This window comes from uncultured Eudoraea sp. (assembly GCF_947258925.1).
Classification (GTDB): Bacteria; Bacteroidota; Bacteroidia; order Flavobacteriales; family Flavobacteriaceae; genus Eudoraea.
This window is the reverse complement of sequence record NZ_CAMYKG010000004.1, coordinates 124526-143118: the sequence shown is the minus strand read 5'-3', so window position 1 is coordinate 143118 and position 18593 is coordinate 124526. Positions and strand designations below refer to the sequence as shown.

The 18593-nt window shown below is 36.0% G+C and carries 18 protein-coding genes; 14 read left to right on the top strand and 4 right to left on the bottom strand.

Going from position 1 to position 18593, the window contains the following annotated elements:
- The first annotated feature begins 37 nt into the window (after nucleotides 1-37).
- The 5 genes from Q0X77_RS02285 to Q0X77_RS02265 all read left to right on the top strand — a co-directional run bounded on the left by Q0X77_RS02285 (nucleotide 38) and on the right by Q0X77_RS02265 (nucleotide 6305).
- Entirely contained in the window at nucleotides 38-1438 is a 1401-nt protein-coding gene (locus tag Q0X77_RS02285; protein ID WP_297792472.1) for a tetratricopeptide repeat protein, read from the top strand.
- A gap of 31 nt (nucleotides 1439-1469) precedes the next feature.
- Nucleotides 1470-2393: a DUF368 domain-containing protein gene (locus Q0X77_RS02280; RefSeq protein WP_297792470.1), complete on the top strand. Its 924-nt coding sequence runs from the start codon at nucleotides 1470-1472 to the stop codon at nucleotides 2391-2393.
- A gap of 5 nt (nucleotides 2394-2398) precedes the next feature.
- Entirely contained in the window at nucleotides 2399-3415 is a 1017-nt protein-coding gene (locus Q0X77_RS02275) for a DUF368 domain-containing protein (RefSeq protein WP_297792468.1), read from the top strand.
- Nucleotides 3390-4142 (top strand): shikimate dehydrogenase, encoded by a 753-nt coding sequence (locus Q0X77_RS02270; RefSeq protein WP_297792466.1) that lies wholly within the window; start codon nucleotides 3390-3392, stop codon nucleotides 4140-4142. Before Q0X77_RS02275 ends, Q0X77_RS02270 begins: the two co-directional genes overlap by 26 nt.
- A 153-nt stretch (nucleotides 4143-4295) precedes the next feature.
- Complete coding sequence (locus Q0X77_RS02265) at nucleotides 4296-6305, top strand: DUF349 domain-containing protein (protein WP_297792464.1); 2010 nt, start codon at nucleotides 4296-4298, stop codon at nucleotides 6303-6305.
- Nucleotides 6306-6402: 97 nt separating this feature from the next.
- Here Q0X77_RS02265 and Q0X77_RS02260 read toward each other — a convergent pair whose 3' ends face one another.
- Nucleotides 6403-6981 carry a DUF1080 domain-containing protein gene (locus Q0X77_RS02260; protein ID WP_297792462.1) on the bottom strand — a complete coding sequence of 193 codons (579 nt, stop codon included), beginning with the start codon at nucleotides 6979-6981 and terminating at the stop codon, nucleotides 6403-6405.
- Nucleotides 6982-7248: 267 nt separating this feature from the next.
- Here Q0X77_RS02260 and Q0X77_RS02255 point away from each other — a divergent pair, with 267 nt between their 5' ends.
- The 5 genes from Q0X77_RS02255 to Q0X77_RS02235 are packed head-to-tail and all read left to right on the top strand — an operon-like array spanning nucleotide 7249 to nucleotide 12247.
- Nucleotides 7249-8520: a serine hydrolase gene (locus Q0X77_RS02255; protein WP_297792460.1), complete on the top strand. Its 1272-nt coding sequence runs from the start codon at nucleotides 7249-7251 to the stop codon at nucleotides 8518-8520.
- Between the two features lie 31 nt (nucleotides 8521-8551).
- Entirely contained in the window at nucleotides 8552-9424 is an 873-nt protein-coding gene (locus Q0X77_RS02250; RefSeq protein ID WP_297792458.1) for an alpha/beta hydrolase, read from the top strand.
- A gap of 22 nt (nucleotides 9425-9446) precedes the next feature.
- Nucleotides 9447-9947: a hypothetical protein gene (locus tag Q0X77_RS02245; RefSeq protein ID WP_297792456.1), complete on the top strand. Its 501-nt coding sequence runs from the start codon at nucleotides 9447-9449 to the stop codon at nucleotides 9945-9947.
- Between the two features lie 24 nt (nucleotides 9948-9971).
- The gene (locus Q0X77_RS02240; protein ID WP_297792454.1) at nucleotides 9972-10619 is read left to right on the top strand and encodes an SGNH/GDSL hydrolase family protein; all 648 of its coding nucleotides are present in this window, start codon (nucleotides 9972-9974) and stop codon (nucleotides 10617-10619) included.
- 11 nt (nucleotides 10620-10630) lie between these two features.
- Nucleotides 10631-12247, top strand: coding sequence for a family 20 glycosylhydrolase (locus tag Q0X77_RS02235; protein WP_297792452.1), 1617 nt, complete (start codon nucleotides 10631-10633; stop codon nucleotides 12245-12247).
- 10 nt (nucleotides 12248-12257) lie between these two features.
- Here Q0X77_RS02235 and Q0X77_RS02230 read toward each other — a convergent pair whose 3' ends face one another.
- The 3 genes from Q0X77_RS02230 to ruvX are packed head-to-tail and all read right to left on the bottom strand — an operon-like array spanning nucleotide 12258 to nucleotide 13751.
- The gene (locus Q0X77_RS02230; protein ID WP_297792450.1) at nucleotides 12258-12695 is read right to left on the bottom strand and encodes a DUF5606 domain-containing protein; all 438 of its coding nucleotides are present in this window, start codon (nucleotides 12693-12695) and stop codon (nucleotides 12258-12260) included.
- A 50-nt stretch (nucleotides 12696-12745) separates the two neighbouring features.
- On the bottom strand, nucleotides 12746-13336 hold the full coding sequence (gene def, locus Q0X77_RS02225) for a peptide deformylase (RefSeq protein WP_297792448.1): 591 nt from the start codon (nucleotides 13334-13336) through the stop codon (nucleotides 12746-12748).
- A 1-nt stretch (nucleotide 13337) separates the two neighbouring features.
- Nucleotides 13338-13751 (bottom strand): Holliday junction resolvase RuvX, encoded by a 414-nt coding sequence (ruvX, locus tag Q0X77_RS02220; protein ID WP_297792446.1) that lies wholly within the window; start codon nucleotides 13749-13751, stop codon nucleotides 13338-13340.
- Nucleotides 13752-13851: 100 nt separating this feature from the next.
- Here ruvX and Q0X77_RS02215 point away from each other — a divergent pair, with 100 nt between their 5' ends.
- From Q0X77_RS02215 to Q0X77_RS02200, 4 genes are all read left to right on the top strand, one after another.
- Nucleotides 13852-14667: a 2,3,4,5-tetrahydropyridine-2,6-dicarboxylate N-succinyltransferase gene (locus Q0X77_RS02215; RefSeq protein WP_297792444.1), complete on the top strand. Its 816-nt coding sequence runs from the start codon at nucleotides 13852-13854 to the stop codon at nucleotides 14665-14667.
- Nucleotides 14668-14763: 96 nt separating this feature from the next.
- A complete protein-coding gene (locus Q0X77_RS02210) occupies nucleotides 14764-15567 on the top strand; it encodes a glycosyltransferase family 2 protein (protein ID WP_297792442.1) in 804 nt (267 codons plus the stop codon).
- Between the two features lie 237 nt (nucleotides 15568-15804).
- The gene (locus tag Q0X77_RS02205; RefSeq protein WP_297792440.1) at nucleotides 15805-17661 is read left to right on the top strand and encodes a glycosyltransferase family 9 protein; all 1857 of its coding nucleotides are present in this window, start codon (nucleotides 15805-15807) and stop codon (nucleotides 17659-17661) included.
- A complete protein-coding gene (locus Q0X77_RS02200) occupies nucleotides 17648-18589 on the top strand; it encodes a glycosyltransferase family 2 protein (protein ID WP_297792438.1) in 942 nt (313 codons plus the stop codon). Before Q0X77_RS02205 ends, Q0X77_RS02200 begins: the two co-directional genes overlap by 14 nt.
- The last annotated feature ends 4 nt before the right edge of the window (nucleotides 18590-18593 follow it).

Sequence of the window (18593 nt, the reverse complement as noted above, 5' to 3'; positions counted from 1 at the left end):
CTATTTTTAAATCCATAGTTTAACCAAGCACGTTTCTATGGCGTTAGATCCTAACGAAAGTCAAAATCAACCTATTGCGAAATTTGAGTCTATGCTGAAAACGGATGACGTCTATTTCTTTGACGCTGAAGATTTCGAGGACATAATTCATCATTACCTCAACAACGGTAAAATCTCCTTAGCCAAAAAAGCCATTAAGATTGGTCTTAAACAACATCCCGGAGGTATGAATCTGAGGCTTTTGGATATTGAAGTACTTGTGTTTGAAAATAATCTGGAAATCGCTGAAAAGCTTTTGGATGAACTGCAATTGATGGATAGTACAAATGAGGAAATATACATTCAGCGAGCAAATATCTATTCAAAAAAAGACAATCATGAAGCAGCGATAGATATGTTAAATAAGGCCCTGGATCTGTCCCAGGAAAATTTTGATATTTACTCCTTATTGGGAATGGAATACCTTTTTATGGATAATTTTGAGATGGCAAAGGACAATTTTATAAAATGTGTTTCTTTTGATCAGCATGATTATTCCTCCCTTTACAACGTGGTCTATTGTTTTGAATTCATGGAGGATTATGATGGTGCAATTTCATTTTTAAATGAGTTTTTAGAACGAAATCCATACTGCCAGGTAGCCTGGCACCAGTTGGGAAAACAATATTATATCAAAGAAATGCTTCCTGAAGCTTTAGCGGCATTTGATTTTGCCATTATTGCAGATGATTCCTTTATGGGTGCCTATTTTGAAAAAGGGAAGGTCCTTGAAAAAATGGGAAAACATAATGAAGCAATTGAAAATTACGAAACCACAATTAAAATAGAAGACCCAACCTCCCATGCCTATTTAAGAATTGGAAAGTGTCATGAAAAATTAAATAATGACGAACTTGCAAAATTCTATTTCTATCAAACGGTACACGAGGATCCGTTGCTGGACAAAGGCTGGTTGGCGATAACAGATTTTTACTTCCGTAAAAATAATTATGAAAGAGCCTTGTATTATGTAAATAAGGCGATCAATATTGATGGGGAAAATGCCTTATATTGGAAAAAATGTGCCAAAATCCACTATGCACTGCAGAATTTGGATGAGGCTGATTTTTCTTATAAACAAGCTGTAGATCTAGGTAATTATGAGCTAGATACCTGGTTGAACTGGGCAGAAGTAGTTAAAAAGAACAATGATATTCATTCAGCTATTCAGATTCTAATCCAGGGGCTCGAATTTTATCCAGAAAAGGCGGAAATTGAATTTAGAATGACCGGCTTATATCTAATGCTCAGTGATTCAGAACAGGCCAGATTCAGGTTTATCAACGCATTAAAATTGGATATCTCTAAACTCTCAGTTTTTGAAAATTCATATCCTGAATATTTTAACTCTATTTGGACTCAAAACATAATTAGCGATATTAAAAAAGCTTCCGAATAAAAGAACTATTTTTGTTTTTTTATTTTTCTGAATGAGTCAGCGCAACTTAGCAAGCTATTTAATCATTACTCTAAAAGGTGTGGCCATGGGTGCCGCAGATGTTGTCCCGGGTGTATCGGGGGGAACCATCGCATTTATTTCAGGGATTTATGAAGAGCTAATAACGTCCATTAACAACATAGATCTTTCTCTGATCAAAGTCCTAAGAAGAAAAGGCTTTAATACTTTCTGGAAAACCCTGAATGGAAATTTTCTTCTATCCGTTTTCCTGGGTATTTTCATCAGTGTCTTTTCGCTGGCCAAATTGATTAGTTGGTTAATGGTCAACCAGCCTATCTTATTATGGTCTTTCTTTTTCGGACTGGTGCTTGCAAGTGTAATTTTTGTAGCGAAAGCGATTAAAAAATGGAATTTAGGAACAATTATAGCATTTGTTTTAGGGGCATTGGTAGCCTATTATATTACCACTCTTCCGCCAGCTGAAAATACAGCGAGTACACCCTTTTTATTTTTATCTGGTGCTCTTGCAGTATGTGCAATGATATTGCCAGGAATTTCCGGTGCATTTATATTGGTACTGCTGGGTTCATATAAGACCATTTTGGATGCCGTACATGAAAGAGATTTATATACTATTGCAACGGTGGCTTTAGGGGCAGTATTTGGCCTCTTAAGCTTCGCAAGGCTATTAAAGTGGATGTTCGCAAATTATAAAAACAGCACATTGGCATTATTAACAGGTTTCATTTTGGGTTCACTGAACAAAATTTGGCCATGGAAAAGAGTTTTGGAAACCAAAACATATGGAAACAAAATTATTCCGGTGAATGAAGTAAATGTATCACCTTTTCAATTTGAGGGCGACAACCAATTAACCTACGCCATTCTTTTAGCACTACTTGGGTTTTGTGTTATTTTTATACTTGAAAGATTTGCTACAAAAAGTAAAAACTAAAGCTCATGCCCAGGTCTAGAACTTTTTTTGACAAAACATTCCTGGTGATAAAAGGATTAGGCATGGGCGCAGCAAACAAAGTGCCCGGGGTTTCAGGTGGGATTGTTGCATTTGTCGCTGGTTTTTATGAAGAGTTTATTTATTCCTTGCGAAAAATTAACCTAAAAGCATTTAAATTACTACTTAATGGGAGGTTTGGGAGTTTTTACCGCTATGTAAACGGACAATTCTTATCATTGCTCATTTTTGGGATGTTGGTGAGTTATTTTAGTGTTTCTAAAATCCTGGATTATTTTCTGGATAAAAACGAGCTATATGTTTGGGCTACTTTCTTTGGAATGATTATCGGTTCCATATATTACATAGCAAGTGATTTTAAACATTGGAATAGAGGTACTATCACCGCTGGTCTTATTGGCTTAATAGTTGGTATATCCATCAGTTTTTTAAATCCGGCCAGGGAAAATGATAATTTGGTATTTATCTTTCTCTGCGGTATTATCAGCGTTTCCGGGATGACCTTACCAGGTTTATCCGGATCTTTTATTCTCATCCTTTTGGGGAACTATGTCCTACTCCTTGTAGATTCTGTTAATTCATTATATGATACTATGGCAGAAATAATAAGAGGCGATTTTAGCTTTTTAGAAAATCAAATTCGACTAAGAACCTTAAAAATTCTTGCCGTATTCACCGCCGGATCTGCGACTGGATTAGTTACTCTATCTCATCTCCTGGGTTATGTGTTAAAACACTATAAATATATTACCTCGGCAGTGATAATAGGATTTATAACCGGTTCTCTTGGGGTAGTCTGGCCGTGGAAAAATGCTATTTATGTCAAAGATGAAGAAGGTAAGATAGCTCTAGATTCAAATGGAGATCAAATAATAATGAACTATGAAAGGTACATTCCTGATTTTAGCGCTGAAGAAACGTGGTGGGCAGTAATGTTCATTTTTTTAGGGATTGGACTACTAGTTGGATTAGAAAGATATGGCAAAAGCAGATCAAAAAGATAGCTGTTTTGGATTAATCGGTAAGAACATTTCTTACTCCTTTTCTAAAGCTCATTTTACCCACAAATTCGCCACCCTGAATTTGATGAACCATAGTTATGAAAATTTTGATCTAAGAAGTATTGAAGAATTTCCCGAACTACTCCGCCGGAATAGAGAATTAAAAGGTCTTAACGTCACTATCCCGTACAAGGAAGCCATAATTCCCTATTTAGATAGTTTAGACAAAAAAGCAGCAAGCATTGGAGCAGTAAACACTATTAAATTTGCAAAAGATGGGCTCCAGGGATTCAATACAGATGCTTACGGTTTTAAGAAATCTATCCATCCCTTTTTAAAAGAATATCATAAAAACGCCTTAATACTCGGTACCGGTGGAGCCTCGAAAGCTATCACCCATGTATTAAAAGAACTTGGTATATCCTTTAAAAAAGTTTCTCGAAAACCGATTGGTAATCAAATCAGCTATTCAGATTTAAATAAGAAAATTATTGGTTCCCATACTGTTATAGTCAATTGTACCCCTTTGGGAACTTTTCCCGATACTGATGCTAAACCTAATATTCCATATGAATATCTTTCTCCGGATCATTTGCTTTTTGATCTTATCTACAACCCGGAAAAAACTGCATTTTTATCAGCCGGTGAAAATAAAGGGACTACTATTTGCAATGGATTAAAAATGCTGGAGTTCCAAGCGGAAAAAGCATGGGAAATATGGAATTCATAGAATTCGAAAATCCGGGATTTCCATGTACGTTTACCATATAATCATTAAGGTAATAATTGACGCATAAAACTAGTTTGATTACCTTTGCTATTATAGATATTGCTAGCTCCGTGCCATAAAGGGTCGGGCAGATCTCTTGAAACATTAAATAAAATGTTGGAAAATAAAGATCATAAACTACAGGATACTGTAGAGGGAGAAGAAAATTCAGAAACTACTGAATCCAAAAAAGGAGCAGAGAAAAGCACTGAAATAAAGAATAATCCCGAGGATGTCAGCGCGCCCAAAAATGAGGAAGTCGTTAAAGAGGATGTTCATGAAGAAATAGATAAATCGAACGCTGAAGATGCAGAAGACAAAGACAATCATCATCGGCATTTCATCCCTATCCTTGACTACCACTCCATGTCGCTTGAAAATCTTGTTGGGGAACTACAAAAATTAGTTAAAAATGAGAAAGTTCAGGCCATCAAAAAACATGTTGATGCAATAAAACATGAATTTGACTTAAAGTTTGTAGAATTCTTAGATCATAAAAAGGAAGATTTCGTGAGTAAAGGTGGTAACGAAATTGACTTCAAATATAATTCGGTTACCAAGCGGCAATTCAATGAAGTTTATGCTGAATACCGTGAAAAAAGAAATGCATATTATAAAAACCTTGAGCAAAACCTCCACCAAAACCTTGCAAACAGACTGGAAATTATTGAAGAGCTCAAAGGTTTGGTAAATGTTGAAGAAGACATCAACACTACATATAAAAATTTTAAAGATTTACAACAGAGATGGCGCAATGCAGGCCCAATTCCCAGAAATAACTATAATGACGTTTGGAGAACTTACCATCACCATATTGAGATTTTTTACGATTTCCTGCATCTCAACAGGGAACTAAGGGATCTGGATTTTAAACATAATCTTGAGGAAAAGGTCAAACTTGCTGAACGTGCCGAAGCCTTGGCTGAAGAAGAAGACCTAAATAAAGCGTTTAGGGAGTTACAAACACTTCATAAAGTTTGGAAAGAGGATATAGGTCCTGTTGGTAAAGAACATAGGGAAGAAATCTGGGAGAGATTTAGCAATGCCACTAAGGTCATGCACCAAAGAAGACAAGATTATTATAAGGATCTTGACAAAGTGTATGAGAAAAACCTGGAAAAGAAAAAAGTCATCATTCAAAAGATTATTGAAATAGGTTCACATATTTCAAATAATCATAAGGACCTTCAACAACAGATAAGAAAGATAGAGGAACAGCGTGAGGCGTTCTTTAAAGCGGGAAAAGTACCCCAAAATGTAAACGAACAAACCTGGGCAGAATTTAAAGAAGCAGTTCGGGCTTTTAACAGAAATAAGAACGCTTATTATAAAAAACTCAAAAAGGATCAGCATGATAATCTGGAGAAGAAAAGGGAACTTCTGAATCTGGCCCTCTCTTTGAAAGACAGTGAAGACTGGGATAAGACCACTTCCGAAATGAAAAGAATTCAGCGGGAATGGAAAACCATTGGTCATGTTCCACGTAAGTATTCTGATAAAATATGGAATGATTTCAAAAACGCCTGCAATCATTATTTTGACAGGCTGCATGCAATTAAGAACAAAGCTTATAAAGAAGAATCTGCAAACTATGATAAGAAATCTGCATGTCTGGAAAAACTAAAAGCATTTGAATTAACTGGTGATAATAAAAAGGATCTGGCCTCAATAAAGTCTTTGATTGAAGAATGGAAATCCTATGGCAGAGTACCTTATAATAAGAAAAATATAAATGCCAAGTTTAATACTATCCTGGATGCTATTTTCAAAAAATTGGGGGTCAGCAAGCAGGAGTCAGAGTTAATGAAATATGGTGATAAACTTAAAAAACTTGCTAATGCTGACAATGAAAGAGCACTCATCAATGAGCGAACATTCATTCGAAGAAAGATTGATGAAAGTTTAAATGAAATTCGCCAATTAGAAAACAATTTACTCTTCTTCTCAGATACTTCGGGAGACAATCCGCTTGTGAAAGAGGTTATAAAGAACATTGATCGTCAGAAAGATACCTTAGCGACATGGAAAGCAAAGTTGAAAAATCTGAACATAATGCAACATAATCTTATTAAGGAAGAAAAAGAGGCAGAAAGTGAGGGGGCCGAAGCTTCACAGGACGAATAAATCAATTTTATACGCTCTACTGATGATAATACTTATTCGCTGAAAAATTCTATCTGTTTTTAAGACCCTGCATTCGTCGTTAAGTTTAACATATATCTTAAAGGTTCTGAATTCTAACATTTCGAAACCTTATTCTCCCCGGTTCAGATGCCTGTAGTGCAATATAACCCTCTGTCAAATCATCGTCGATAATATCGGCGGTTAATTGGCCATTGATCCAGGTGCGAATATGGTTGTTTTCGCAACTGATTTTATAAGTGTTCCACTTCCCAATGGTTTCTACTTGTATCAGGGGTTTGCTACGTGTGACAATAGACCCGGTTCTTGATTCCTGATCTGGATGATTATCCCAAATATTCATCTCATAACAATCCCTGTTTGAAATTGACTTCCCCTTACACCTAACAAAAATTCCCGAGTTAATTCCTGCATCCGGATAAAACTCCAGTGTAATTATAAAATTCTTATATTCCTTGGTTGTCATTACAAAGCCCGAACCACCTAATGAGGTACCCACCAGCTGATCCCCGTCATACTTCCAGGAAGCACTTCCCTCCTGAAACCAGGAGTCCGAATCTTCAACAAAAATAGCTTCTCCGTTACTTTCATTTGTTTTGCAGGCATTAAGAAACAGGAGTATTCCTAAGCAGCCTATAAATGTCACTCTCTTAAACATAATTACATCTATTAATACAGGTAATAATGATATAAAAATATTTTTAGTCACCCAAAAATCGCGCTCAAAAAAGTGTGATGTACACGAATCATTTTTAAAATAGCGGTAATTATGAAACTGCAATGCAAATAATTGGTGATTGAGCTTATTAAATAAATATACCATGCTATATCTGATAAAATTATGTATAGAATTGAAATAATCCCCCTAACGACACAGACAAAACCAGATAAAACTTCAGTTTACCAACTTAAACTTTTATATTTAATGACCTTTAAAACAATAATGATGAAAAACTACTGGCATCGCTTACTTGCAATTCTGCTCTTATGTATTTTCAATGTAACCGCTTATGGCCAGACATCACATAATTCCAAAGATGTCACTGCCGGATTCTCAGAAATACGCCTTAACAGGTATGTTGATTTTTTGAACAGAGAAATAAATGAAGGTCGGTTACCGGGGGCTGTTTCTTTTATTTATCGGAACGGACAAGTAGTGCATAAAGCGGCTTTGGGGTATAGTAGTTTAGAGGCAAAAAAATCAATGCAAACCGATGACATATTTCATATTATGTCCATGACCAAACCAATTGTCTCCGCTGCATTTTTAATGTTATATGAAGAAGGTCATTTCTTACTAACTGATCCTGTTTCAAAATATCTACCAAAATTTAAAGATATTCGGGTATCTACCGATGTTAATGAAGGTAAAGATGGTCCTACGGAACCCTTAAAGTCTGAAATCACAATACATCAACTTCTGACCCATACGGCTGGTTTTTCGCATGGCCTTGGGGGTACTACTCTGGACAATGAAATTGCACAGGCCTTGTATTTTGAACCTCAGGCATCTCTTGAAAGTAGAGTTAATACCCTGGTTAGTTTACCCCTCATAGGACAACCCGGAGAGCAATGGTATTATAGTGCTTCCCCTGATGTTCTGGCTCTTTTAATTGAACATTTTTCAGGAATAACTACTTCTGAGTTTTTGCAAATAAGACTATTTGATCCGTTAGAAATGAACGATACAGGCTATAATATCCCTACAAATGATCAGGACAGATGGGTTCCCGTGCATAACATCGACGAGGAAGGCAAATTGGTGAATTCCGAAAAACAACTCCCCACTAAGGGGAATATGGTCTATGGGGGAACTCATGGCCTTTTTTCGACGGTAGATGACTATATGAAATTTTGTCAAATGATTCTCAATGGTGGCAGCGCTAACGGTAAACGTTTTTTAAGCCCCAAGACCATAGAATTAATGACAATGAATCAAGTCGGTAAATTATTTGATGAAAGTTCACCCGGACAGGGATTTGGTCTTGGTTTTGGTATAACAACAGATGTGGCCAAAAGTAAAGTTCTTGGTTCAGAAGGTCAATATTATTGGAGCGGAGCCTATTGTACCTACTTTTTTATTGACCCCAAAGAAGATCTTGTTGCTATCTTACTAACACAGGTTCAACCATACAGCAATTACTACAGCATCAAGTTGAGGCAATTTGTTTATCAGGCCTTGGTAGATAAAAACTAAAAAAAGACAACTAACTCTATTTACTCCATTTATGAAATCTTTTATCACCGCACTATGCATTTTACAAATTGGAATTTTCTATTCACAGGAAATTATTGAGCTACCTTACGAACCAAATGTATCAGTTGAGTGGATAGGTGCTGAAAAGGAATATTTTTCAGATATCTGGAAGACCCAGGTTGTAACCAATGTTTCCAAACCAAGCATGCAGGTATTTAGACCTGAAGCAGCTATAGCCAATGGGACATCGGTTATTATTGCTCCTGGAGGTGGGCTATACGCCTTAAGTATTAATAGTGAAGGTAATGAAGTGGCTGAATGGTTAAACCAAAAAGGAATAACGGCTTTTGTTTTAAAATATAGATTAGTTCCCACGGGAGAAGACGGTGTAAAGGAAGTGATGCAGGTAGGGGAAAGAATTATTGAAAATGTAGCTCCGGTATTGCCTTTGTCCGTTGAGGACGGATTGACAGCGGTTTCTTATGTTAGAAAGAATGCCGAATCCCTGGGTGTTGATCCAAAAAAAATCGGGTTTATGGGGTTTTCAGCAGGAGGGGCTGTAACTATGGGGGTAAGCTATAATTATTCGGCAGAAAACAGACCGGATTTCCTGGTTCCTGTATATCCCTGGACTACCGCAATGCCTGTTTCAGAGTGCCCTGATGATGCTCCACCCATGTTGATTATCTGCGCTACTGATGATCCATTGGGTTTGGCAGGCGGAAGTATTGAACTTTATTCTTCTTATTTAAATTCCGGGAAGACCGTAGGCCTGCATATGTATGCCAAAGGAGGGCATGGTTTTGGTATGAAAAAGCAACAATTACCTTCAGACAATTGGATCTCGAGATTTTACGATTGGGCAGTAGCCGAAGGACTAACAATTTCCCAAAATATGGAATAAGCTTAACTAATGGTAGATAAAAATGGAATTGATTAATGATTCATTAAACTGGTGTAAAGGTGAAGTTTTTGAAGGCAAGATGAGCCTATTATTTGGGAGTTGTATACTATTAATAAGCCTCGCCTATTTTAAATGGGGTAGTACCCCAGGAGCTCGGGCCATGTTTGTACCGCTACTTATAGTCGCTATACTAACCATTAGCATTGGAATCTATCTAATAAATACTAATCAAAAACGAATCCCTCAGTACGAAATACAATTTAAAGAAAATCAACAAAAATTTATGAAGCAGGAAAAAAAACGTACTGAAGATTTTATAAAGTGGTACCCAATAACCCAAAAAATAGTTTTTGGAGTTATGATTTTAGGAATGCTATGTTTAGTTTTATCACATGCGCCTGCTGTCCGGGCAATTGGTATTGCCTTAATGCTTTTTTCATTTTATGTATTTGTTTTGGATCACTTTTCTGAGGAAAGGGCCCATTCCTATTATCTAAAAATTGTTGAACATTTATCCAATTAAAAGTATCTTGCTTTCTTTTAAACTATGCGATTTCATTTTATTGTATTCTTTTTGTTAACAAATCTGACTGCGATTTCACAGGATCCCTCCCGCTTTCATGAAGAGGTGCTGGGTATTCAGAAGAAGTATGATACGATCTGGGATAGCAACAAGGAGACTGTGGTTTTTACAGGCAGCTCAAGCATTAGGTTTTGGAACAATCTCGAGGAACTTTTCCCCGATCAACAGATAATTAATTCCGGATTTGGAGGTTCACAAGCCTCTGATTTATTAGCTTATACCAATGAATTGATCACACAATACAATCCTTATAAAGTTTTTATCTATGAGGGCGATAATGACATTAATGACAAGAAAAAGCCCAAGGAAATCATTTCTGTGACGAAACAGATAATATCCAAAATCAGGAAAACCAAACCTAGCACGCAGATTGTGATTATTTCTGCTAAACCCAGCTTAGCCCGCTGGAATTTAAAAGGTAAGTATAAAAGACTCAATCGAAAGTTTAAAAAGTTATGTGACAATGAAACCAATCTCGATTACGCCTATATATGGGATATCATGCTGGAAGGAAAGAAATTGAAGCAGGATATTTTTATCGAGGACGGCCTTCATCTTAACTCAAAAGGCTACGAGTTATGGTATCGGGTAATTAAGAAATTTGTTCAATAAAAATTGAAATAATGATAAAATCAACACTTTTAAAATCTCTGGTTCTCCTTTCAGTTATTGTATTATTTATACAGTGTCAGGATAAAAAAATGAAAGAAATAAACTTTCCGCCAACGGACCTAAGTACCGAAAATCTCATTCCAAAACCCCTTAAGATAGTTCCTACTCATAGTGCCTTTGGCTTAGATCATACTACAGCAATCTTCACATCACAATCCGACAAAAGTTTTGAAGAGGTAGGTTTATTTCTGGCCGAAAAGATAAAATCAAAAACAAATTTAAGGCTGGCAGTAAATCAAACAGATGCAGGAAAGGTAAACCGAATGATCTATATTAATCAATCGGATAGCGATGCACTAGGGGGACGAGAGGCCTATGAATTATATATTTCCAAAGACTCTATCATACTAAATTCCAAAACTGCCGAAGGAGCATTTCGTGGTGTACAGACCATTAGACAGCTCATTCCGGAAACCAGTAACGATTCCCTGGCAGAATTACCCCTATGGCCCATACCAAGCGGTAAAATTTCAGATAAACCTAATTTTGAATACCGGGGTTCTATGTTAGATGTTGCCCGGCATTTTTTCAGTGTTGAAGATGTTAAAAAATATATTGATATCCTCGCTTATTATAAAATAAATGTACTACATCTGCATCTGACAGACGACCAGGGCTGGCGGATAGAAATCAATTCATGGCCAAAGCTGACAGAAGTTGGAGGCAGCACAGAAGTTGGAGGGGAAGCTGGCGGTTTCTATACACAGGAGGATTATAAAGACATTGTTTCCTATGCACAACAAAGATATATGATGATAGTCCCGGAAATTGATATGCCGGGACATACGAACGCAGCTTCAGTTTCCTATCCCATCCTAAATGGAAATGGTAAAACTCCCAAATTGTATGAGGGAACCTCCGTAGGATTTAGCACTTTCGATGCGAGGAAGGATACGGTCTATGCTTTTATTGATGATGTGGTTCGGGAGGTCTCCGCGATAACACCTGGCCCTTATTTCCATATTGGTGGAGATGAAAGCCATGTAACCAAAAAGAATGATTATAAATTTTTTGTCAATAGAGTAGAAAAGATCGTTCAGAAATATGGAAAACAAATGATTGGGTGGGATGAAGTTGCAACCGCAGATATAGATAGTACTTCCATAGCTCAATTTTGGGCCAGTACAGAAAATGCCAAAGCAGCGGTTGAAAAAGGCATGAAAGTTATTCTTTCACCTGCCTCCAAGGCATATTTAGATATGCAATACGACACTCTTTCCAAATACGGCCTCCATTGGGCGGCATATATTCCTGTAGATACGGCATATATATGGACTCCCGAAGGTTATGCAGGTATTCCAAATGAGAATATTCTAGGTGTGGAAGCACCCCTTTGGTCAGAAACAATTAGCAATATTGATGAATTGGAATATTTGGCATTTCCGAGAGTAATAGGTTATTCCGAATTAAGCTGGAGTACTGAAGAAAATAGAAATTGGGACAACTTCAAAGTTCGCCTTGCAAACCAGGCGCCCTATATGGACAGAATGGACGTGAAGTTTTATAGATCCAACTTAATTGATTGGAAGGAAAGTAAGTTTACATATAAATCCATCAAGAAAGATTAGTTGTAAAAATCTATTCTTCCTTTTCTTCTTTCACTTTTTTATCCGAATCTTCTTCTGGTAAAGTAAAATCTGTGATTCCATGATCTATCAAAATGTTATACCACTGTATAATTTTTTTGATATCACTTACATATACCCGGTCTTCATCATAATTAGGCAATACTTCAAAAAAATACTCCTCAAGAACTAATTTGTCATCTTTATGCTTAACAGAGGTTTTACCTCCATCTTCCTTGATTTGTATTTTATGAAATACTTCTCTGAGAGGAAGTTCCTCCTCCAAGGTATAAATAGCAATTTCGGATAGTACACTTACATTGCTGCTCATACTCACCGTTACTTTTTTATTATCCAACAACGATTCAGCAACAAGACCTGTCCTGGTTTGGGTAAGCATTTTGTAAAGGCCGGGTTTACCGCCAATTGATAGTATTTTATCTAAATTCATAAATTTCTTAATAAAATAAAATGATCACTTTATAAATATATTTTGCCTTTTTAACGCGCTTTTCTTAAGTCCGGAAATCGCATTTTATAATCCACATTGATTTTACCTTTTGAAATATTGGTTAGCTTCCCCTTAAGCAACCTTTTTTTCAAGCTGGAGAGTTTGTCCGTAAATAGTATTCCTTCAATATGGTCATACTCATGCTGTATTACTCTTGCCAGAAGTCCATCATAAGATGCTTTGTTTGCATTGAAGTTTTCATCCAAATAGCTGATTTCAATCGTATCTTTGCGGCTAACATCCTCTCGAATATCAGGTATACTGAGACAACCTTCATTAAAGGCCCAGTTTGTTCCTGTTTCTTCCTCAATTACAGGATTAATAAATACTTTTTTAAAGTTTTTTAGTTTCTCCTGTTCTTCTTCAGTCAATTCTTCGTCGTCGGCAAAAGGAGCTGTATCCACAATAAAAAGTCTAATAGGAAGTCCAATCTGCGGTGCGGCCAATCCAACACCGTTTGCGTTATACATGGTTTCCCACATGTTGGCAATTAATTCCTTTAATTGGGGGAAGTCTTTGTCTATTGGTTTCCCTTTTTTTCTTAAAACCGGGTCCCCGTATGCTACTATAGATAAGGTCATTCTATTTAATTCTGTTTAAATATGATTGTAAAATTAGGGTGGCACTTATTTCATCTATCAATTCTTTTTTCTGACGTCTCTTTTTCTTTACTCCAGTCTCGATCATTGTTTGAAAAGCTACTTTTGAAGTAAATCGCTCATCCTGTCGCTCAATATGAATTGATGGGAAGGATGCTTTAAGTTTGTCCAAAAAAACTTGAATTAGCACTTCTGATTCTGAGGGAATATTGTTTAATTGTTTGGGTTCCCCCACAACCATGCAGGAAACTTTCTCATTAGCGACATATTCCTTTAGATAAGGTAGTAGGTCCTTGGTTTTAACGGTAGTCAATCCAGAGGCAATGAGCTGCAACTCGTCTGTTATCGCTATTCCCGTTCGCTCTTTACCATAATCCAGTGCAATAATTCTAGCCAAATCAATTTTTTTGCAAAAATAGGGCATATATTGTTATGCCTGTAAAAATTAAAGATTTATTAACCGTTACCTGCTATATTTGCGCAAATTATTATGAAATATGAATACACTCCGCTCTACTATCGAAAATGCCTGGGAAAATCGGGAATTATTAAAAGAACCTAAAACACAAGAAGCAATACGGGAAGTTATTCAATTAATTGATGATGGAACATTGAGATGCGCGGAACCAATAGGCAGAGATTGGAAGATTAATGAATGGGTGAAAAAGGCAGTTGTACTCTACTTCCCCATTCAAAAGATGGAGACTTTGGAAGCGGGGATATTTGAATATCACGACAAGATTCCTCTTAAAAGAGGTTATGAAGAAAAAGGAATTAGGGTTGTTCCACATGCTGTGGCAAGACATGGAGCATACATTTCAAAAGGAACCATACTCATGCCAAGTTATGTTAATATCGGAGCCTATGTTGATGAAGGAACGATGGTTGATACCTGGGCCACTGTAGGTAGCTGCGCACAAATTGGAAAAAATGTTCATTTAAGTGGTGGCGTTGGCATCGGAGGGGTTTTAGAACCGTTACAGGCGGCTCCTGTCATAATTGAGGATAATGCCTTTATTGGTAGCCGAAGTATAGTAGTGGAAGGGGTAAGAGTTGAAAAGGAGGCTGTTTTAGGAGCAAATGTTGTTCTAACCGCTTCAACAAAAATTATAGATGTAACAGGAACTGCCCCTATAGAAAGAAAAGGATTGGTGCCGGCCAGATCCGTAGTAATTCCTGGTAGTTATACTAAGAAATTTCCTGCCGGAGAATTTCAGGTATCCTGTGCCTTAATTATTGGTGTTCGAAAAGAAAGCACTAACAAAAAAACTTCCCTTAATGAAGCTCTAAGGGAGTATAATGTAGCCGTTTAATGATTTAAGATTTATCTTCATAGATAATATTTTCTCTCATTTATAGTTATAACTTTGTTAACTATTTAGAAATAATGCCTACATATCATTTTTAAGATGAGGAGTTCCAGACCAAAAATTACCGCTTTAATTATTACTTTCAACGAAATTGGATACATAGAAAATTGTATCGAATCCATAAGATTTGCAGATGAAATAATTGTGGTTGATTCTTTTAGTACAGATGGAACATATGAATATTTGGTAAACCTGGAAAATGTTAAGGTAATTCAACATCCGTTTGACAACTTCACCCTACAAAAATCATTTGCTTTAAACCAGGCAACAAATGATTGGGTTCTTTTTTTGGATGCAGATGAAGTTGTTTCCAAGACCCTTAAAAAAGAAATTTTAAAAACAGTTAACTCTAATCCTGAGCATTCAGCTTATTGGTTTTACAGAAAGTTTATGTTCCAGAATAAATCCTTATCATTTAGTGGCTGGCAAACAGATAAGAATTACAGGCTTTTTAGAAAGAGTAAAGCCAAATTTTCTGAAGAGAGATTAGTTCATGAAACTCTAAATGTAGATGGGACTTCTGGCTTTTTAAAGGAGAAACTTATTCATTTCTGCTACAAAAATTTCGAAGAATATAAAGAGAAAATATTAAGCTATGGGCGTCTAAAGGCCAAAGAATCATTTTTCAAAGAAAAGAAATTTAATTACTTCTATATGATTTTTAAACCAGCGTGGAAATTTTTTCATCGATATATTTTACGTTTTGGAATTTTAGATGGCAAAAAAGGAATAATTATCTGTTATCTTGATTCACTTGGTGTTCTTGAGCGTTATAGAGAATTAAAGCGTTTAGAGCTACAGAATAACCTTGAGTATTATTTGGCCATGCCTGATAAGGCTTAAGTACATTTGTTCTCTTCTGCTTCTTTTAATACTAGCATATTCCGGGATGGAATAATAAGACACGGAAAACAATAAGCCAAAAACCCTTGCAGCTTTTTTCAAGTTTTAAAATACTTTCGCGTTATAACCCTTTAAAAGCATTCTCACTAAGTTTCAATTGCATTAATTTAGAAAGCATCTTGGATATGGCATGCAAAAAACTACATTTGCACTAAGAGCGAAAACAATCAATTATAGATGAGTTCGGTAAGTGTAATAGTCAGTACCAACAACCAAACTAAATTGTTGGAGAAGGTCCTTTGGGGTTTCAATTGTCAAACTTTCATGGATTTCGATTTAATCATTGCCGATGCCGGATCAGGAATCCCTGCAAAAGAATTGATTGGTAGACTAAAACCCAGAGTTTCGTTTGCGATAAATCATATTTGTCAGGAGGATGGTAACCTTCAGGAAAACAGCCTATTAAATAAGGCCGTTTTAGCATCCAATGCTGACTATATCATAATAACGGAAGGTGACTGCCTGCCCAGAGAGGATTTTGTGCAAGTCCACTATTTAAATAAGGAACCGGAGACATTCATTTCCGCAGTCTCATATATACTGCCGTTTAATATAGCTAAGACCATAACACTAAAAGATATTGAAGAACAAAATTGCTTCAAAATCAGCTGGCTTAAAGATCAAGGCATAGAAAAAACAAATAAGCCCAAAACGCAGACTTCAGGAGGAATTTTTGGAAACACATTGAATACTTCATCTTCCAAAGAATACAGTTGGAACAGGAAGAATTCCTCGGGATGGAAAACAGACTTTCTAAAAGTTAATAATTTATACCAAGGAATAGGTGATGAAAATAAATACGAGGAACTTGGAGAACGTTTGTACAATTATGGAATTAAGTGCAAGCAACTGCGATATAGCGCAGTCTGTATAGAATTAGCCCATCAAATTAATTCCCATAAACCTCAGGATACCGGGAAAGGTGAGGACAAAATGAAGTTTCTCGTTATTCAACAGAAAATGATCGGAGATGTATTGGCCAGCACCCTTATTTGCCGTGCCATAAAACACTTTTTCCCTGAAAGCAAGGTGTATTATATAGCTAACGAAAATACGCTGCAAGTACTATATAACAATCCACACATAGATCAAATCATCGTTTTTAAACAAGAATATAGCGATGACAAAATGGCCCTTTATTCGTTTTTAAGATCTATTCGAGCCCGGTCTTTCGATGTTGTTATAGATGCTTATGGAAAATTGGAGAGTAACCTTACTTCATTTTTTGCAAGGGCTAAACGCAAAATAGCCCATTACAGGTGGTATACTTCCTGGATATATACTGACACCCTAGTGGAAAGCGACATACCTCAAAGTAAAAATTCACTGGCCAATAAAATCAGATTGCAATTACTAAATCCAATAGTTACTGAATTGCATGATTATTCTGTATCACCAAAATTATATCTCAGCAAGGAAGAAATTGTTCGGGCTAAACAAAAAGTGAGCAAATTAGAAAGAACTCCTGAACAGAAACTAATCATGATAAGTATTTTAGGAAGTAGTGCCCTAAAAACCTATCCTTCGGAATATATGGCCAAAGTTGTTGACAAAATTTGCGCAAACATTGAAGGTATTGTACTTTTTAATTATTTGCCAAATCAAATTCATGAAGCCAGGGCCATTTATGAACAGTGCAATGCAGTTTCTAAATCATTGATTAATTTTGATTTTTACGCAAATTCCCTGAGAGAATATATTCTGATACTTTCACAGTGTGATGCCCTTATAGGCAATGAAGGAGGGGCAGCCAACATGGCCAAAGCCCTCAGAATACCCACATTTTGTATTTTCAGTCCTTTTATTGTTAAAGAGGCATGGCATGATAGTTCTTCCGAGCAGAATATTGCTATCCATTTAAATGACTATCATCCGGAGTTATTCGTAAATATGAACAAAAAGAAAATCAAAAAGGTAATACGTTCGCTCTATGCTTATTTTAAACCTATTCTTTTTGAAGAAGAATTACATATTTTTCTAAATAAGTATTGTAAAAGGGCTGTAAAAGATAATTCATTGGATGAGAAGTACTAAACTTGATTTAGCCGTAATCATAATAAATTTTAATTCTTCGGAGTTTACCCAAAAGTGTATTCAAAGTGTTTTGGAAAACACCACAAGCCAGATAACTTACGAAATCATTGTTGTAGATAATGCTTCAAAAAAAGAAGATTATAAGGCTTTAAAAAATTATATCAACCATTTAAATAATTCAAAAATATCCCTCTACAAAAGCAGAATAAACACCGGTTTTGGTGGAGGCAACATGCATGGGGTTCAATTTGCGAATGCCAATTACTACTTATTTTTAAACAATGATACTTTGTTATTAAATGATCCCATAAAAACCTGCTTTGATTTTATGGAAAAAACTGAAGATGCAGCTTTATGTGGAGGGCAAATTTATAATGAACACCAAAAAAAGGAAGTTAGTTTTGATCATTTTACCTCCTTCGGCCGTGAAGTTTTTGGTAAAAAGATATTGGAATTAGTATTTCCGCGAACTAAACCTAACAGGCGAAAATTGTATAAAAAGCCAATCCCCGTTGACTATGTAAATGGCAGCTTTATGTTTTTCAGGGCTGAGGATTTTGATTCAGTAGGTGGATTTGACACTAATATTTTTCTTTATTTTGAAGAGAGTGATATTTGCTATCGATTAAAAAAGAGTAAGAAGAAGACCTATTTTGTTCCCTCAGCCTCCTATCTTCATTATCAAGGTAAGAGTGTTGAAAAAACCGCATGGGATATTAAAACGAAAATTGAACTCAAAACTTCCATGTTCTATGTTATTCGAAAGAATTATGGGTATTTTCATTATCAAATGCTAAGAATATTTTTTATCATTCGCTATGGATTGGTTTCTATTATAAAACCTAAATATTTTCGACTATTCCAACGCATTTTAATCGGACTTCCCCTGGGGAAGTCGTTGAAGCATGAACAAAATATTCAAGCATAAAATC

Coding starts and splice junctions, on each gene's coding strand:
- Q0X77_RS02285 (WP_297792472.1), top strand. CDS start 38: ATGGCGTTAGATCCTAACGAAAGTCAAAATCAACCTATTGCGAAATTT.
- Q0X77_RS02280 (WP_297792470.1), top strand. CDS start 1,470: ATGAGTCAGCGCAACTTAGCAAGCTATTTAATCATTACTCTAAAAGGT.
- Q0X77_RS02275 (WP_297792468.1), top strand. CDS start 2,399: ATGCCCAGGTCTAGAACTTTTTTTGACAAAACATTCCTGGTGATAAAA.
- Q0X77_RS02270 (WP_297792466.1), top strand. CDS start 3,390: ATGGCAAAAGCAGATCAAAAAGATAGCTGTTTTGGATTAATCGGTAAG.
- Q0X77_RS02265 (WP_297792464.1), top strand. CDS start 4,296: ATGTTGGAAAATAAAGATCATAAACTACAGGATACTGTAGAGGGAGAA.
- Q0X77_RS02260 (WP_297792462.1), bottom strand. CDS start 6,981: ATGTTTAAGAGAGTGACATTTATAGGCTGCTTAGGAATACTCCTGTTT.
- Q0X77_RS02255 (WP_297792460.1), top strand. CDS start 7,249: ATGACCTTTAAAACAATAATGATGAAAAACTACTGGCATCGCTTACTT.
- Q0X77_RS02250 (WP_297792458.1), top strand. CDS start 8,552: ATGAAATCTTTTATCACCGCACTATGCATTTTACAAATTGGAATTTTC.
- Q0X77_RS02245 (WP_297792456.1), top strand. CDS start 9,447: ATGGAATTGATTAATGATTCATTAAACTGGTGTAAAGGTGAAGTTTTT.
- Q0X77_RS02240 (WP_297792454.1), top strand. CDS start 9,972: ATGCGATTTCATTTTATTGTATTCTTTTTGTTAACAAATCTGACTGCG.
- Q0X77_RS02235 (WP_297792452.1), top strand. CDS start 10,631: ATGATAAAATCAACACTTTTAAAATCTCTGGTTCTCCTTTCAGTTATT.
- Q0X77_RS02230 (WP_297792450.1), bottom strand. CDS start 12,695: ATGAATTTAGATAAAATACTATCAATTGGCGGTAAACCCGGCCTTTAC.
- def (WP_297792448.1), bottom strand. CDS start 13,336: ATGACCTTATCTATAGTAGCATACGGGGACCCGGTTTTAAGAAAAAAA.
- Q0X77_RS02215 (WP_297792444.1), top strand. CDS start 13,852: ATGAATACACTCCGCTCTACTATCGAAAATGCCTGGGAAAATCGGGAA.
- Q0X77_RS02210 (WP_297792442.1), top strand. CDS start 14,764: ATGAGGAGTTCCAGACCAAAAATTACCGCTTTAATTATTACTTTCAAC.
- Q0X77_RS02205 (WP_297792440.1), top strand. CDS start 15,805: ATGAGTTCGGTAAGTGTAATAGTCAGTACCAACAACCAAACTAAATTG.
- Q0X77_RS02200 (WP_297792438.1), top strand. CDS start 17,648: ATGAGAAGTACTAAACTTGATTTAGCCGTAATCATAATAAATTTTAAT.